Annotated in this window: 14 protein-coding genes, 1 tRNA gene and 1 pseudogene; 11 read left to right on the plus strand and 5 right to left on the minus strand. The window is 66.6% G+C overall.

The features are described from left to right. Positions 1-85: 85 nt before the first annotated feature. On the plus strand, positions 86-646 hold the full coding sequence (locus J2S55_RS17640) for a YceI family protein (protein WP_306861935.1): 561 nt from the start codon (positions 86-88) through the stop codon (positions 644-646). A 286-nt stretch (positions 647-932) separates the two neighbouring features. Continuing rightward, positions 933-1,022 (plus strand) — tRNA-Ser (locus tag J2S55_RS17645). 85 nt (positions 1,023-1,107) lie between these two features. Here the strand turns inward: J2S55_RS17645 and J2S55_RS17650 are convergent. Continuing rightward, a complete protein-coding gene (locus J2S55_RS17650) occupies positions 1,108-2,295 on the minus strand; it encodes a tyrosine-type recombinase/integrase (RefSeq protein ID WP_306861937.1) in 1,188 nt (395 codons plus the stop codon). Between the two features lie 443 nt (positions 2,296-2,738). Between J2S55_RS17650 and J2S55_RS17655 the strand changes: the two genes are divergently transcribed. The 4 genes from J2S55_RS17655 to J2S55_RS17670 all read left to right on the plus strand — a co-directional run bounded on the left by J2S55_RS17655 (position 2,739) and on the right by J2S55_RS17670 (position 6,269). Then, the gene (locus tag J2S55_RS17655; protein ID WP_306861939.1) at positions 2,739-3,329 is read left to right on the plus strand and encodes an RNA polymerase sigma factor; all 591 of its coding nucleotides are present in this window, start codon (positions 2,739-2,741) and stop codon (positions 3,327-3,329) included. Further along, on the plus strand, positions 3,322-4,302 hold the full coding sequence (locus J2S55_RS17660; RefSeq protein WP_306861941.1) for a CU044_5270 family protein: 981 nt from the start codon (positions 3,322-3,324) through the stop codon (positions 4,300-4,302). Before J2S55_RS17655 ends, J2S55_RS17660 begins: the two co-directional genes overlap by 8 nt. A gap of 497 nt (positions 4,303-4,799) precedes the next feature. Next, positions 4,800-5,408, plus strand: coding sequence for a hypothetical protein (locus tag J2S55_RS17665; protein WP_306861943.1), 609 nt, complete (start codon positions 4,800-4,802; stop codon positions 5,406-5,408). 402 nt (positions 5,409-5,810) lie between these two features. Further along, positions 5,811-6,269: a suppressor of fused domain protein gene (locus tag J2S55_RS17670; RefSeq protein ID WP_306875463.1), complete on the plus strand. Its 459-nt coding sequence runs from the start codon at positions 5,811-5,813 to the stop codon at positions 6,267-6,269. A 416-nt stretch (positions 6,270-6,685) separates the two neighbouring features. Here J2S55_RS17670 and J2S55_RS17675 read toward each other — a convergent pair whose 3' ends face one another. Together J2S55_RS17675 and J2S55_RS17680 are read right to left on the minus strand one after the other, a co-directional pair. After that, a complete protein-coding gene (locus tag J2S55_RS17675; RefSeq protein WP_306861945.1) occupies positions 6,686-7,120 on the minus strand; it encodes a tyrosine-type recombinase/integrase in 435 nt (144 codons plus the stop codon). 575 nt (positions 7,121-7,695) lie between these two features. Further along, entirely contained in the window at positions 7,696-8,007 is a 312-nt protein-coding gene (locus J2S55_RS17680) for a DUF6342 family protein (protein WP_306861947.1), read from the minus strand. 841 nt (positions 8,008-8,848) lie between these two features. On the opposite strand from J2S55_RS17680, the pseudogene J2S55_RS17685 reads away from it, so the two are divergent. From J2S55_RS17685 to J2S55_RS17695, 3 genes and pseudogenes are all read left to right on the plus strand, one after another. Beyond that, positions 8,849-9,076: pseudogene (locus J2S55_RS17685) on the plus strand (IS30 family transposase); the annotation flags it as partial. A 217-nt stretch (positions 9,077-9,293) separates the two neighbouring features. Continuing rightward, complete coding sequence (locus J2S55_RS17690) at positions 9,294-9,686, plus strand: Cpe/LpqF family protein (RefSeq protein ID WP_306861949.1); 393 nt, start codon at positions 9,294-9,296, stop codon at positions 9,684-9,686. 98 nt (positions 9,687-9,784) lie between these two features. Continuing rightward, positions 9,785-10,933 carry a diaminopropionate ammonia-lyase gene (locus J2S55_RS17695; protein ID WP_306861951.1) on the plus strand — a complete coding sequence of 383 codons (1,149 nt, stop codon included), beginning with the start codon at positions 9,785-9,787 and terminating at the stop codon, positions 10,931-10,933. Between the two features lie 190 nt (positions 10,934-11,123). On the opposite strand, the gene J2S55_RS17700 is transcribed toward J2S55_RS17695, so the two are convergent. Continuing rightward, on the minus strand, positions 11,124-11,696 hold the full coding sequence (locus tag J2S55_RS17700) for a CGNR zinc finger domain-containing protein (protein ID WP_306861953.1): 573 nt from the start codon (positions 11,694-11,696) through the stop codon (positions 11,124-11,126). A 104-nt stretch (positions 11,697-11,800) separates the two neighbouring features. On the opposite strand from J2S55_RS17700, the gene J2S55_RS17705 reads away from it, so the two are divergent. Both J2S55_RS17705 and J2S55_RS17710 read left to right on the plus strand, forming a co-directional pair. Further along, complete coding sequence (locus J2S55_RS17705) at positions 11,801-12,661, plus strand: alpha/beta fold hydrolase (RefSeq protein ID WP_306861955.1); 861 nt, start codon at positions 11,801-11,803, stop codon at positions 12,659-12,661. 229 nt (positions 12,662-12,890) lie between these two features. Next, a complete protein-coding gene (locus J2S55_RS17710; RefSeq protein ID WP_306861957.1) occupies positions 12,891-13,403 on the plus strand; it encodes an HPP family protein in 513 nt (170 codons plus the stop codon). A 242-nt stretch (positions 13,404-13,645) separates the two neighbouring features. On the opposite strand, the gene J2S55_RS17715 is transcribed toward J2S55_RS17710, so the two are convergent. After that, positions 13,646-13,840: a hypothetical protein gene (locus tag J2S55_RS17715; protein WP_306861959.1), complete on the minus strand. Its 195-nt coding sequence runs from the start codon at positions 13,838-13,840 to the stop codon at positions 13,646-13,648. Positions 13,841-14,495 lie beyond the last annotated feature (655 nt).

Below are 14,495 nucleotides of genomic sequence, written 5' to 3' on the forward strand. Positions count from 1 at the left end.
CGATAGTTGACGTGCGGAATATTCCTCGTGTAGAAATCTGTTGTCGCAAACATCCGCACGGCAAGCATCTCGATCGGGAGTAGACATGAGCACTCGGACCTGGGAAGACCTGCAGATTCCGGCCCCCGGAACCTTCGCCATCGACGTCGCCCACACCCGGATCGGCTTCATGGCCAAGCACATGATGGTGAGCAAGGTCCGCGGCAACTTCGGAGAGTTCTCCGGGACCGTCACCATCGCCGAGAACCCTCTCGACTCCTCCGCCGAGCTCACGATCAAGACGGAGAGCATCACCACCGGCTCCGCCGACCGTGACGGCCACCTGCGCAGCGACGACTTCCTTTCGGCGGAGAAGTTCCCCGAGCTCACCTTCCGCAGCACCCGTGTGGTCGGCTACTCCGGCGGCGAGTTCACCGTCCTGGGCGACCTCACCATCCGCGACGTCACCAAGCAGGTCGAGCTCACCGTCGAGTACGGCGGCGCCGGCACCAACCCGTGGGGCCAGGAGCTGTGGGGCTTCTCCATCACCACCGAGATCAACCGTGAGGACTTCGGCCTGACCTGGAACCAGGCCCTGGAGACCGGCGGCGTCCTGGTCGGCAAGAAGATCAAGATCGAGATCGAGGGTGAGGCCAACCCCGTCTGATCCCCGTGATCTACTCGGACTCCCTCCCCGTGTCCCCGCCTCCGGCGTGGGCGGGGAGGGAGTCTCTGCTGTGTCCGCTGGTTGAGAATCTGTGTCTCGCACTACGAGAATCCACAAGATATCCACCGTGTCGAGCTGCGAAGACTTGACTCTATCCACAGTTGTGGAGCAAGTTATCCACAGATAGTGGATAACTTCACCGGTCCCGTTCTCGGCGACGCGACCGGTGGCCGCTTTGCTGCCTTGGCGGATGGCCGGTACTCTGTGCTGAGCCACACGGCAACCAGGAGGCTTCGCCTAGTCAGGTCTATGGCGCCGCACTGCTAATGCGGTTTGGGTTTACCGCCCATCCGGGGTTCAAATCCCCGAGCCTCCGCAGATCAGGGGCCCTCTCCCAGAACCTTGGGAGAGGGCCTTTTTGATCTCTAAAGGCGTCGTAGTTGCAGTCCTAGTTGCAACGCTCAGGATTTTCCCCAGAGCGCGGAGGCCAGCCGTTCCCCGGCATCGCGCATCAACGGTGTGGACACGTGCGCGTACCTCTCGGTCGTGGTCACCCTCGTGTGGCCCAGGACCTCCTGAACGACGCGGATGTTCACACCCTGCTCGATGAGAAGCGTCGCGGCCGTGTGTCGAGCGTCGTGCACACGGACGTCCCGAACTCCGGCCTGCTTGAGGATGGTTTTCCACACCTTCCAGTCCTCGGTGCGCTTGATCGGGCCGCCGTACCGGGTGGCGAACACAAGGTCGTGATCCTCCCAGCGATCCCCCGCCTTGAGACGGTCCGCGGCCTGGCGCTTGCGGTGCGCCTTGAGTAGCGCGAGAAGCTCGGGCGGGCACTGGAGGGTGAGCTTGCTCTTGCCCTTGCGCTGGCGGAAGACGATGCCCCCGCCCGTGCGCTTCGGGCACCTGTCGGCGTGGCTCGTACAGTCCTTGAGACAGGTCCTCTTGAAGCAGGTGTGCCCCTGCTTCTTGCAGTCCTCCTCACAGCCGGGGTTGTGCCCGTGATCCCTGCACTTCTTCTTGCAGGGCCAGCGGTGCCACTTCTCCCCACATTTATGGGGATCGGCGCACCCGTGTTGCCATTCGGTGCGCTGGATCTGGAACCACGCCCTGATCACTCCGGTCTCCAGGTCGACGTACTGCCAGCGGAGCCCGAGCGCCTCGCCCTGGCGGATGCCGAGAGCCAGAGCGACCGACCAGCGCGCCCCGTTCCGCCGGGTGCCGGCCACGTCGAGGATGTTGCGAGCCTCCTCGCGGCTCAGTGGTTCGATCTCGGTGGAAGCTGCCGAGGGAGCCTCGACGAGGGTCGCGACGTTCCGCGTGAGCTTGTTGCGGCGCACCGCGATGGTTAGCGCCCGCGACAGGATGCGATGAACCTTGAGCACGGTGCTGGTCAAGTGGCGGCGCGGCGCGCCGCCGTACCCCCGGCCCTCCGCCCGCCCGCCGTCCGGGCGTGCGGCCGGGGAGCCGGTCCCGGACGGCGGCGGGACACCGGGCCGGCCACCGCACGCCGACCCGCCGCACCAACCGAACGCACCGACCAGGGTTGCCGCCCCGCCGCACAGATACAGCACTACGATCGCCACTGCATGGCTGGCCACCGTTGATTGTTGGGGGCGATCGACGATCCGTGCTTCGTTCCTCAGCACGGCTCACTGAGCAAGGTGGTTGAGGGTCGAGCGTCATGCCGAGGCCCAGATCAGTTGGGAGGCGCTGTCTTCCATGATCCGGAGAATGCGCGGAATGATCTCTGTGGCAGGCCGTCGTCCGCACGGCTGCACCGCAGGTCAGAGATTGTTGGACAGCAGGACGAGTGACGCCCTGTAAACCGTCGGCACTCCGATTTTGGGAGCCAACGGGCCGTACGGCTCCGGACCGAGTTGGATTGATCTGAACAGGCGACTCGGTCACGACCTGCGCGGCGAACTGGCCTGAACGATCCTGGACATCGTTTGGAGACCTTCCGATCAGATGTCGCGGGTCGCGTCACGATCTGATCGCTGCGTGACGCAGATCACATCCCCTGACACGAACTCGCGCCGACCCTTCGGGCGAAAGCTGGTGAACCACCGCTCAGGGTTTGGAGCACCATGTGACCGATGACGAATCCGGTAGGGCTGTCGACGCCGAGCTGATACGGCGGTCGGAGCACGACCCGGAGTCCTTCGCCGACCTGTTCGACAGGCACGCGCCCGCGTTACGGCGTTACGTTGCCCGGCGGCTGGGCCCCTCTCTTGCCGACGACATCGTCTCCGACGCCTTTCTGACCGCTTTTCGGCGCCGTGGCCGCTATGACATGAGCCATCCTGACGCACGGCCTTGGCTGTACGGCATCACCGCTCGGCTCATCAGCCGACACAGACGTGTGGAGGTTCGGTTCTACCGGGCGCTGGTCCGCAGCGGCATCGACGAGATCGTCGAGCCGTACGCCGAGCGTGTCGATGACCGGGTCGCCGCACAGCAGGCCGGTCTGGCGGCGGCGCTGGCAAAGCTGTCACCCGGTGATCGGGAGGTGCTGTTACTCGTGGCCTGGGCCGACATGTCATATCAGGACGTGGCCCGTGCACTGGATATCCCGATCGGCACTGTCAGATCCCGCCTGAACCGAGCCAGGACGAGGACACGCCAGGCGCTCGGCGGATCCGACCCCGCGATGACCCGAGAGGAGTCTTTTGATGGATGACCTGCGATCGTTGCACGAGTGGCGTGCCAAGGTCCCCGAGCCCGGCCATGAGTGGATCATCTCGGAGCGCCGGCGGCTGCTGAAGCGGATACGGGGGCGCAGGCGATCAGTGGGGCGCCGCCTGCTTGCGATCGGGGCGCTGGGGGCCGCCGCCTCGGTCGCCGTGGCCACCCTATGGCCGCAACCACCTGCTCAGGGGCCAGCGGTTACACCCTCAGTCGTTCGGCTCGACTCCAGCGTGGTGCTGGTCCGCGCCGCCGATGTGGCGAGCAGGCGTAGGAGCGCCCAGGTGCCGCTGCCGACGCAGTGGCACTACACCAAGACTCTGGACAAGCAGCCGAACTCAGAGACGACCAAGACCCAGGAACAATGGCTGCGCTATGACGGCAGGCAGGCCGCCTCCTTCGACGAGGACGGCCAGCTCACCGTCGGTAAGGAACACAACCCGCTGGATCCCGGCGATGACGACCTGTCGCCGCAGCAGTACGACGCCAAGCTACGCAAGCTGCCCACTGACCCGAGGAAGCTGCTGGCCAAGATCACAGGTGATCGTCACTGGATCGAGGGAGCCCGCGAGGAGGGGGTGCCCAAGAGCATCGAACCCGCCGACGCCCGCGCATATCGCGTGATCATGCTCTACCTGAGCAGGTACGGCACGATGCCACCGAGGCTGGAGGCGGCCATGTTCCGCGCTCTGGCGCTCATTCCCGGCGTCCGGATCGAGCAGGGCGTGAGCGACGCCGCCAGTCGCAGTGGGTTGGGCGTCTGGCTGGAGCGCGCCGGCGATGCGCAGCCCTTCCGCCAATACGAGATCCTGGATCCGGCCACCTACCGCTACCTGGGAACTCGGACGGTCTGGCTGCGCGATGCGTTCATGCCTGGCAGCAGCGAGCCCGCCACCCGCAAGGGAGCGGTGTGGAGCACGGCCTTGCTGACGTCGGTGATCGTGGAACGTCCCGGTCAGCGGGGCTGAGCGCTCACCCGTGGGCGGGAAGCACGCAAAGATGAGGGCCGGCTTGGGGCCTGTTCGTCGTGCGCGGCCGCATGAGCCAGGACGGTGGACGGCATGCACAGGGGCGCCGGGCTTGGCGTAATAGCGTCGTGACCAGTGTCGTCGCGGGTTCCCAGGCTGATGATCAAGGCTACTGGCGTACAGGATTTCGGGCCTGAGCATGCGGAATGGAAGCGGCTTGGTCCGATCGCATGTGTGTTCCACCGCAGGCCACGAAGCATCGCGCAGCCAGAGTCCCGCTCCGCTTTCATCCGCTTTTTGTGGGAGCCACGTTGGGAGCCACCGGGGTGGACGATCATGAACTGAGCCGAACGAACCTGAACAGCGGGGCGACTGCCAGCCAGCGCGTCGAACGATCCCGAATGGCCTTGGACATCGTTTGGGGATCTACGGATCAGAAGGTGCCGATCACGAAGGCGTTAGTCCGTGGCTGAGCTCTCACCAGGAACAATCGGGTCGTGAACTCCCAGGACTCCCCTCTTCTGAAGGCGGCCCGGCTCTGTCCCGCCGACGCTCGGACTGAACTCGGTGTTGGCGTGCCCGACGTGCTGGAGTACCTGAAGCACGACGAGTGGGAGATGGCCCTTCTCCTTCTCGAAGAACTCGGTGACGCCCATCCACAGCCGCCGGAATTCTGGGGCCTGCTGGCCGACGCTGCCCGCCTGATGTGGCTCAAGTCAGATGTCGCCTGGTGTGAATGGCGGCGCAGTGAGGCCCGTACCGGGGCCTTTCTGGCTGAGCTTCGCCTGCTGCCCGCCGGGGAGGGGGGCCGTACAACATCCATACCTGCTGGCGGATTGCTCCGGCCCATGTGGGACCTCGGCCGCCGCACGCCTGAGGGGGAACCCCTGCTCAGCATCGCCGGCCTTTGGATCGAGGGCCGCGACCCTCTGGAGCCGGGAGGGCGCGCATCGGTGCGACTGCTTCCCCTCACCCCTGAACACTGGCGACACCTCAAGCCGGGCGACGTGATCACCATGCATGAGATGCGGCCACCCACCGGAACAGCGCACGTCGTGGAGGTCGTGCCGCCCGTGGGATATATGCGGGATGATCTTACGTGGTAGAGGCCGGGGAGAATGCTTTCGCCCTGTTGGGAGGGCATGTCGTCGCCGGGAGCACGGCCCTCTGTAAAACCGCTATGTCCCCGGCGGGGAGTTCGGCTCCGGGACGATCGCCAGAAGGGACCGGTAGGTCGGTAAGTGGCTGAGGTGGGCCTGATCGTCCCGCCTGTTGTGTCCCAGGCAAACCCAACATCCCGGCTCCTCCAGGCTGTTGCCCCTCCGGGGTGGGACGAGGCAGACGAGAAGCTCGGGCAGCATGGCGTTTACGAGTCGTGTCCGCCATGAGAGGACTGACATGGACGGAGCCCATCACGCCCTGCGTGACCACCTGGAGGACTTCTTCCAAGGGCACGTGGTCGATTGCCTGCCGGGAGTCCCCGGCCCCATTGAGGAGCGTGTTCCCGGATTCCGAATCTTCCGTATCGGGCGGGGCCACGATTCCGCGGCTGGGTCTATGTAAGTTCAGGGTGCGCGAACATCACCTCAGACCATGGCCATGGCTTGGAATTCGTCCTCACCGCGCGGACCGACGACTGGCAGCACCTTGAGTCGATGACCATGAACGCCTACTACCTTGCCGGCCCGCCTCACCAGCGTCTTGATCACGGTCACGTCGTCCCTATCGGACGACCGTGGTTCGCCGACTCACCATGCGACCGGTACCTGATCAGCATGCCCCACCCCTTCGGCCCTGAGTTCAAGGTCTGCACGTGGGACAGCGGCCATGCTCGTATCCTCAGGCTCCTGCCGATCACCCAGGCAGAACGAGACCTTTTCGTAGATGTCGGCTTGGAGGCCCTCGAATCACTCTTCGATGAAAAAGAGATCGACTTCACCGACCCTCACCGGCCATCAGTCGTCTGACGGCGGCTCCATGCGTAAGGGGCGATGGTTGGGAGCATCCGCGTTCGCACAGGTGATGAGCCGGTTCGGGTTGCAGTTTGGGTTGCGGTTCACCGTCGTGCCACGCTGTTCCAAGCGGACCAGCCGAGCGTATTGGTCCAGGTGGGACTGTCCTGAACGGTGGCGCCCCGAGCTGCTAGTGCGGTTTGGGTTTACCGCCCATCCGGGGTTCAAATCCCCGAGCCTCCGTAGATCAGAGGTCCTCTCCCAAAACCTCGGGAGAGGGCCTTTCTGATCTCCAAAGGCGTCATAGTTGCAGTCCTGGTTGCAACGGGGCATAACGGGGGCTCAGGGTTTTCCCCAGGGTGCCGAGGCCGGCCGCTCCCCGGCGTCGCGCATGAGGGGTGTGGACACATGCGTGTACCGCTCGGTCGTGGTCACCCTCGTGTGGCCCAGGACCTCCTGAAGACGCGGATGTTCACACCCTGCTCGATGAGAAGCGTCGCGGCCGTGTGGCGAGCGTCATGCACTCGGACGTCCCGCACTCCCGCTTGCTTGAGGATCGCCTTCCACATCTTCCAGTCCTCGGTGCGTTCGATCGGACCGCCGTGCCGGGTGGCGAACACGAGGTCGTGATCCTCCCCGCGACCCCCCGCCTTGAGCCGGTCCGCGGCCTGGAGCTTGTGGTGCACCTTGAGTAGTGCGAGGAGCTCGGGAGGGCACTGAAGGGTGAGCTTGCTCTTGCCCTTGCGCTGCCGGAAGACGACGCCCCCACCCGTACGTTCCGGGCACCTGTCGGCGTGGCTCGTACAGTCCTTGAGGCAGGTCCTCTTGAAGCAGGTGTGCCCCCTGCTTCTTGCAGTCCTCCTCACAGCTGGGGTTGTGCCCGTGATTACTGCACTTCTTCTTGCAGGGCCAGCGGTGCCACCTCTCACCGCACCGGTGAGGATCGGGGCACCCGCGAAATAGCGGCGGATGGGCTGAGCGACAACTTTCGAATGGCTAGCGGAGACGTCGATTTCGACGACTTCAGCAGGAGCGGCCCCGGAGTTCCCTCAGGAGGCTAAAGAAGCGGGCGTGCCACCCAATTAGCTTGACCATTTCGATGGACTTTGACGCTGACGGTGGAAATCCATCGAGATTTTGCGGGGATGAGCATTCGGAGTGCAATCACCTTCCGCGTCAACAACTGCTCGACATCTTGCGATGGACACAACACACCTCTTCGAGGCGGCGGGCCCTATCCGAGCAGAGGTAGTCATTTCCTTCTATTGATCGGGGCCGACGGGAACTCCGCCGGCCCCGATCAGGTGTCGCGCACAGGCACTGGTGCGTCGCTGCCGGCCGCGAGCATTTTGTCGTCCTGGCGGACGCTATCGGCCGCACTGGCCGTCGCCCGGTCGAGGCTGTGCCAGCCGACGGACCAGTGCCCACGCGCCACGAGGCGCTACATGCCCGTTTCGTAGGTCATGTTCGTTTGGCCCGTCTTCACCTGGCCGGCGATGTGGAGGTTCCCGCTGGAGTCCAGGATCGCGATGATCTTCTTCTGTGACCCGTGGTGGGTCGTGAAGTAAATCTTGTCCGCCTCCTGAGAGGTGGAAAGGTTTGTGTTCACCGAAAACTCGATGCTCACCGGTGAGCTTATGAGCACGTCCTTCTTCGGAGAGGACGGGTAGATCTGGTTCTGGCGCAGCTTGATTCGGCCGTGAGTGTCACCTTCATCCCAGTCGGTGGCCACCCCAAGGTCGATATCCGGCATGTCGACTCCCTTCGTTTCTCCCCGTTTGAGAACGACCCTTATGGATCGTGCCACAGCGAAGGATATGTGGTTCTTAAGAGATTTTCTAGAGTTCTTCCAGGAACTTCCTAAATATAGAAATTGGGCCACCTAATATAAATCTGAGGCGTTAAATTCCCTTATCTGCTATTTGTCCGAATGTGATTAGTGGGGCAAGGCGTCGAGTGCGAAGTCGAGATGCCTCCGGCGGGGGCACTCCGGCTCCGGGATGATCATTGGTCCGGGCGGGGAGGTGCGCGCGTTCGCGCTGCAACCTGACGCTCCTCGCCGCTGATAGGTGCCGCGATGGAGGCCGGCGCGGGCTGCCGATGAGGTGGTTCCGGAGACGCCCAATACCCTTCGGAGGCTCCTCCTCGCCGGTCAAGTGTCCCGGCCGTACCCGCCGAATCAGCCACCGTGCCCGTTGCGTGCCCGATGGAGCGGTGATCGAGGGGGAGCGGCAGCAGGGACTCAGGGGGAACGCGATCAGTGGCCCCAGCAGCAAAGACGCAGACCAATCATGATCGGCTTACGTCTTTGCGAGCAGGTGACCCGCTGGGCTTCTGGGAGTCATCCTGGGAGCCACCCGGGTAGGTGATCATGAACTGATCCGGACAGTCTTGAACAATCGGAGCTCCGGCAGGCAGTACGGTGAACGGCTCTGAACGATCCCGGTCATCGTTTGGGGGCCTACGGATCAGGAGGCGCCTGAGCTGAGGGCTGGCCCGTGGTCGGGCACAATCAGAGCGTGGATCTCCAGGATTCCTTCCTCCTGAAGGCTGCTCGGCTCTGCCCTGCCGGCATCCGGACCGAGGCCGACGTCGACATGCCCGTCTACTTCTGCAACCCGGCCAGCCCCTGGCAGCGCGGCTTCAACGAGAACACGAACGGTCTACTGCGCCAGTACTTCCCCAAAGGCACCGACCTGTCCGCCCACACCCGCGACCAGCTCGACGCCGTCGCTGCTGAACTGAATGCCAGACCACGAAAGACGCTCGACTGGGATACCCCAGCCGAGCGTCTCGCTATGCTGCTTACAGCCACTAATTGATCATGTGTGTTGCGACGACCCCTAGAAAGCGCCACCTCGGGAGGGGGCCTTTCTGCTGTCCGAGCACTGCCGGGGTTGCGGTTGTCATCCGTCCCCCGGGCCCTCGGATCGTGAAAGAAAAAAGGAGAAGCGCGACCGGAGGTAGTAGACGTTCATGGTCCGGGAAAGATCGATCGGTAGTATTTCGCCCCAACTATCTGATCCCAAGGAGTCATGGGTGCGACGGTCCCGGACACTGGCCGCCCTTCTCGTCCTGCTCGCCGTACTGCTGGCAGGATGCGCGAGTGCTGACGGTGGCAAGGGGGTCGCGATCCCCGACAGCCCGGTGGGCAAGCAGCTGCGGTGGTATCTGGATGCCGTGAATCGCGCTCCTCTTGCCGAGAGCGAGCTGAACGAGCATCTGAGCCAGGACTTCCTCAAGGAGATTCCTCCGCGGAAGTTCAATGAGATCGCCCAGAGCCTGAAGAGGCTGGCGGTGGACGAACTGAGCGGCATCAGACCGACAGAGCTGGTCGGGCTGACATCCATTCCCCTGGGGCAGAAGTACGGCACGAAGATCTCTGTCGATGCGGACGGAAAGATTGACTACTTGCTCTTCGATCCCAAGTAGCGGCACGGGGGCGACGGCGGCAACGGCCCCGGACTCGGCCGTATGATCTCGGCGCTCGATCAGGGCATCTGCGTCCGCCGCTCTCTAGCATTTCCGCCATGGAGAAGCGGAACTGGCTGAACACGGGACGAGAGACCTACACCGCGAGGGAACGCGAGCTGATCGGCGTCGATCACGCCGTGCGGGCCCGCTCCTTCTTCCGCGGTCATCCCGCCTACGGCCGCACCCCGTTGCACCCCCTCCCCGCGCTGGCCGGTACGGCGGGCGTCGCCTCGATCCGGATCAAGGACGAGAGCGGGCGCATGGGGCTGGGCAGCTTCAAGGCCCTGGGCGGCATGTACGCCGTCGCCCGGCTGGTGCGGACCGAGGCCGAGGCGGAGGCGGGGACGGGGACGGAGGGGGGCCATGGTCCAGGGCCCGCCGAGGCGCGGTTGCGGGAGGTCGCCGCGCGCACCCCGTTCGTCTGCGCCAGCGCCGGCAACCACGGGCTGTCCGTGACAGCCGCGGTGCGCGGGCTCGGCGGCAGGCCGATCGTGTTCCTCAGCGAGGACGTCCCCGAGCAGTTCGCCCACCGGCTGCGCTCCCTCGGCGCGGAGGTGCGGCGCGGAGGGAGCGACTACGAGGAGAGCATGGCCACGGCCCTGGAGGCGGCCGGACGCCACGGCTGGCGGCTGGTCTCCGACAGCTCGTGGGACGGCTACACCACCGTCCCCCTCGACATCATGCGCGGCTACACCGTCCTGTTCGACGAGATAGGCGGACTGGGCGAGACGGCCGAGCCGAGCGAGGCAGACGAGGCAGGTGAGGCACCTACGCACGTCTTCGTCCAGGCGGGCGTGGGCGGGCTGGCGGCCGCGGCCGCCGGGTACGTACGCGACCGCTGGGGTGAGGGGCCCAGGGTCGTCGTCGTCGAGCCGCAGGCCGCTCCGTGCCTGCTGGCGAGCGCCCGCGCGGGCAGGCCGACGCGGGTCGACGGCGGACGGACCCGGCTCGGGCGGCTGGACTGCCGGGAGCCGTCCCTGCTGGCCTGGCGGCTGCTGTCCCGGCTGGCCGACGCCTTCGTCACCGTCACCGACGGGCAGGCCGAGGCCGCCGCACGGCTCCTGGCGGCCGAGGGCGTGCGGGTCTCGGCCTGCGGCGCGGCCGGCGCGGCCGGTCTGCTCTCCCTGGACCAGGACACGCGTGCCGCGCTGGAGCTGGGACCCGGCTCCAGCGTTCTCGTCGTGGGGACCGAAGGCGCTCTCTGACGGCCCGCCCCGGGGCGGACCTCTGGTGCGCTCCTGTCACCCAGGGCCGGGTTGATGGTCCGCCCGGGTCCGGGCCGGGCTGACGGTCCGCCCGGGTCTGAGCCGAGCTGACGGCCCGCCCTGGGGTGCCGGCGTTACGGCGCGGTCGGCGGCGACGGTGGTCTCCGCCGAACTCCAGCGGGCTTCACCGTCAGTCCAGGGACCTGTGGCGTTTCTGGAACCGGTTGCTCTTCGCGCGGTTGCCGCAGGCCTCCATGGAGCACCAGCGGCGACTGCCGTTCTTGCTGGTGTCGTAGAACCAGAGCACGCACGCGGGGTTGGAGCATTTACGGATCCGTTCGGGGCGCTCGCCCATCAGGCGGACGAGGTCGGCCGCCGCCAGCCAGGCCGCGTGCCAGGACGGATGGTCGACGACGATCTTCTCGTACGGCTGCGCGCCCCGCAACCGGGGCCGCCGTGAACCGTGCTCGAGGACGGCGTCGAGCAGGGCCTCACCCTCGCCGGACGTGGCGCCGGGCTGCTCCTCCCCGTCACTCAGGGTGGTCCGCAGCCTGTCGCTCAGGACGGTCCGCAGCGCCTGGCGCGCCATGACCAGGGGCTCCCTCGCCTGCTCGGCGTCGCCGGGCAGGCCGTGCTCGGCGAGCCAGGACTCCGTCCCGCCGAAATCGTCGAAGAAGTCCACCCAGGCGCCCTGCTCCACCCAGGCGGTGTTGACCAGGTCCAGCGCCAGGGGCTCGCCCAGCAGTGGCCGCGTTCTCGTCATGCTTCCAATATAACCCTCTAAGTGGACTTGACCGGTTGGTGGTGGCGCGCTACCTTGGCATCGCCAACCGGCAAAACGCTTTTAGATGGTTAGGGATGATCGTCATGGCAATCCGCCACCACTCAGCCAGGATCGATGAGCTGGACGTCTTCTACCGCGAGGCGGGTGACCCCTCCGCGCCCACGCTCGTGCTGCTGCACGGCTTCCCCACCTCGTCGATCGCCTACCGGGACCTCATGGAGGAGCTGGCCGACGAGTTCCACCTCATCGCACCGGACTATCCCGGTTTCGGGCACAGCTCCGCCCCGGCGGCGGACGAGTGGGACTACACCTTCGACCACCTGGCCGACATCGTCGACCGGCTGCTCGACTCGCTCGGCCTGACCAAATACGCGATCTACGTGCACGACTACGGCGCGCCGGTCGGCTTCCGGCTGGCCCTGCGCCACCCCGAGCGGATCACCGGCATTGTCACCCAGAACGGCAACGCCTACGAGGAGGGCCTGACCCCCTTCTGGGACCCCATCCGCGCATACTGGGCCAATCCGAGCCAGGCCAACGGTGACGCGCTGCGCGGCCTGCTCACCCGCGAGGCCACCCACTGGCAGTACACCCACGGCGTCCCCGACGTCTCGCTGGTCAACCCTGACAACGAGGCGTTCGACCAGGCGCTGCTCGACCGGCGGGGCAACCAGGAGATCCAGCTGGCCCTGTTCCTCGACTACGGGGTCAACCCCGGCCGCTACCCCGACTGGCAGGAGTATCTGCGCACCCAGCAGCCGCCGCTGCTCGCCGTCTGGGGGCGGAACGACGAGATCTTCGGTCCGGACGGGGCCCGGGCCTACGCCCGGGACCTGAAGGACGCCCGCATCCATCTCCTGGACGCCGGCCACTTCCCGCTCACCACGCGCCTGGCGCAGAGCGCCGCCCTGATCCGCGGCTTCCTCCGCGGTCTGTCCGACTGACCCGGCCTGTCCGGCTGGCCCAGTCTGTCCGGCTGACCTGGCCTGCCCGGCTGACCTGGCCTGCCCGGCTGACCCGGCCGGTCCGGCTGATCCGGTCTGCCGACTGGCGGGAGCGTCCGGTCCGCCCTCGGGCGGGCCGGGCCCCGGGCCCATCCCGTGTCCTGAAGCGGCTCATCCCGTGTCCTGAAGCGGCTCATCCAGCGTTCTGAAGCACGAACGGAGATCTCCGATGGCGATCCCTGCCTCCAGCCTGACGTCCAAGCCCTCGGCCGCGCCCGCGCGGCCGTCGGCGGTCGCCATCCTCGTCACCACCCTGGCCACCCTGGCCGGGCTGCTCCTGCTCGCCGCGGTGACCTCCGCGACCAGCCTCCCACTGTTCGCGCTGCCGTTCGCGGCGAGCGCGGCCATCGTGGCGGTCGCCCCCGCCGCGCCGTTCGCGCAGCCTCGCAGCATCATGCTCGGCCACCTCAGCGCCGCCGCGCTCGCGCTGGCGATCACCGTGCTGAGCGGGCCGTCGATCTGGACCGCCGTCGTCGCGGCGGGCCTGGCCACCGCGCCCATGCTGCTGCTGCGCGCCCCGCACCCGCCCGCGACGGCGACCGCGGCCCTGATCGGCCTGACCGACCCGGACCCGGTCTTCCTGCTCAACCCCGTGCTGGCCGCCGGCGTGGTCGTCATTCTCGGCGGCATGGCCCTCGGCCGGGCACTGCCCGGCTACCGCTACCCCGCCTACTGGCGCTGACCGGAGCGGGACGGCCCGGTCTCCTCGACTCCTGCCGCCCGGAGCGGCACCACACCAGTGGCATCGAGCTGTCCCACATCCTGCTCCCGGACATCGGAGGCTTTCCTCCGACATCGGGGACACCGATCCGCCCACCAGGCATGCGGCCCGGTGAGGACGCCGTGCCCGCCCGGTGGCGGGCACGGCGTCCTCAGGCGTCCAGCCGGGTCCCGGCCGCACTCGGTCCGGCGTGGCCGCGGTGCTCAGTTCGGCGGGGTCAGATCGACGAAGGCGGTGCAGTTACCCGGCCACGCCGGGTTCCCGGGGGTCCCGGGGGTGGGCTGCACGGTGCACCTCGTGTGGGCGATCTCGCCGATCGCGCTCCGCACCGTGACATGGATGTCGTTGCCCATGCTCGCCATGGAGACGCCGACCACGCTGCCGGGATAGTTCGCCACCGATGAGATGTCGACCCAGCGGGGCACCGTCCGCAGGTCCCGGATCAACGTCGCCCCGTTGCTCTTGACGGCCCCGATGAACGTGAGGCTGCCCTGGAACGCCGTGGCGACGCTCGCGCTCGACCCCTGCGGCCCCTGGGGGCCCCGTGGCCCCGTCAGGCCTTGCTGACCTTGCGGACCCTGCTGACCTTGTGACCCCTGAGGGCCGGGCAGACCCTGAGGGCCTTGAGGGCCCCGGGCTCCCTGCGGGCCGCGTACGCATTTGGAATTCTTGGCGTATCCGTTTCTGCAGTCCGTCCATGCGCGGGCCGCCGACTTCTGGGAGGCGATGCTGAAATAGTGGTTCAGCGCCGCCCCGCCGTTGGGGAAGGCGGAGCGCGGGCGGACGGTGTCCGATTTATCGGCGGCACCGGCCGGAGCCTGGTGTGATACCGCGAGAAATGCGCTGATCACCGCCATTGTGGTGATCCAAGCCCGGCCCCGCCTGCCGGGCCGCGGAGACGGGACGCCCCTGCTGTCATTGGGAGTCATTTAGTTCCGTATCGTCGGTGATTTCAGTGAATCGGCATCGGATGAGACCGCCGTTGCGGCGGCAGCCGGGAGATACCCGCTGTCCGGTGGGATGGCACGTCGATCCGGTTAACGGAGATTAAAT

It is taken from the genome of Streptosporangium brasiliense, assembly GCF_030811595.1.
Taxonomy (GTDB): domain Bacteria; phylum Actinomycetota; class Actinomycetes; order Streptosporangiales; family Streptosporangiaceae; genus Streptosporangium; species Streptosporangium brasiliense.

Excerpts from the sequence above, each read along its gene's own strand:
- J2S55_RS17640 (WP_306861935.1), top strand. The coding sequence starts at position 86 with ATGAGCACTCGGACCTGGGAAGACCTGCAGATTCCGGCCCCCGGAACC.
- J2S55_RS17660 (WP_306861941.1), top strand. The coding sequence starts at position 3,322 with ATGGATGACCTGCGATCGTTGCACGAGTGGCGTGCCAAGGTCCCCGAG.
- J2S55_RS17680 (WP_306861947.1), bottom strand. The coding sequence starts at position 8,007 with ATGCCGGATATCGACCTTGGGGTGGCCACCGACTGGGATGAAGGTGAC.
- J2S55_RS17695 (WP_306861951.1), top strand. The coding sequence starts at position 9,785 with ATGGAGAAGCGGAACTGGCTGAACACGGGACGAGAGACCTACACCGCG.
- J2S55_RS17700 (WP_306861953.1), bottom strand. The coding sequence starts at position 11,696 with ATGACGAGAACGCGGCCACTGCTGGGCGAGCCCCTGGCGCTGGACCTG.
- J2S55_RS17705 (WP_306861955.1), top strand. The coding sequence starts at position 11,801 with ATGGCAATCCGCCACCACTCAGCCAGGATCGATGAGCTGGACGTCTTC.
- J2S55_RS17710 (WP_306861957.1), top strand. The coding sequence starts at position 12,891 with ATGGCGATCCCTGCCTCCAGCCTGACGTCCAAGCCCTCGGCCGCGCCC.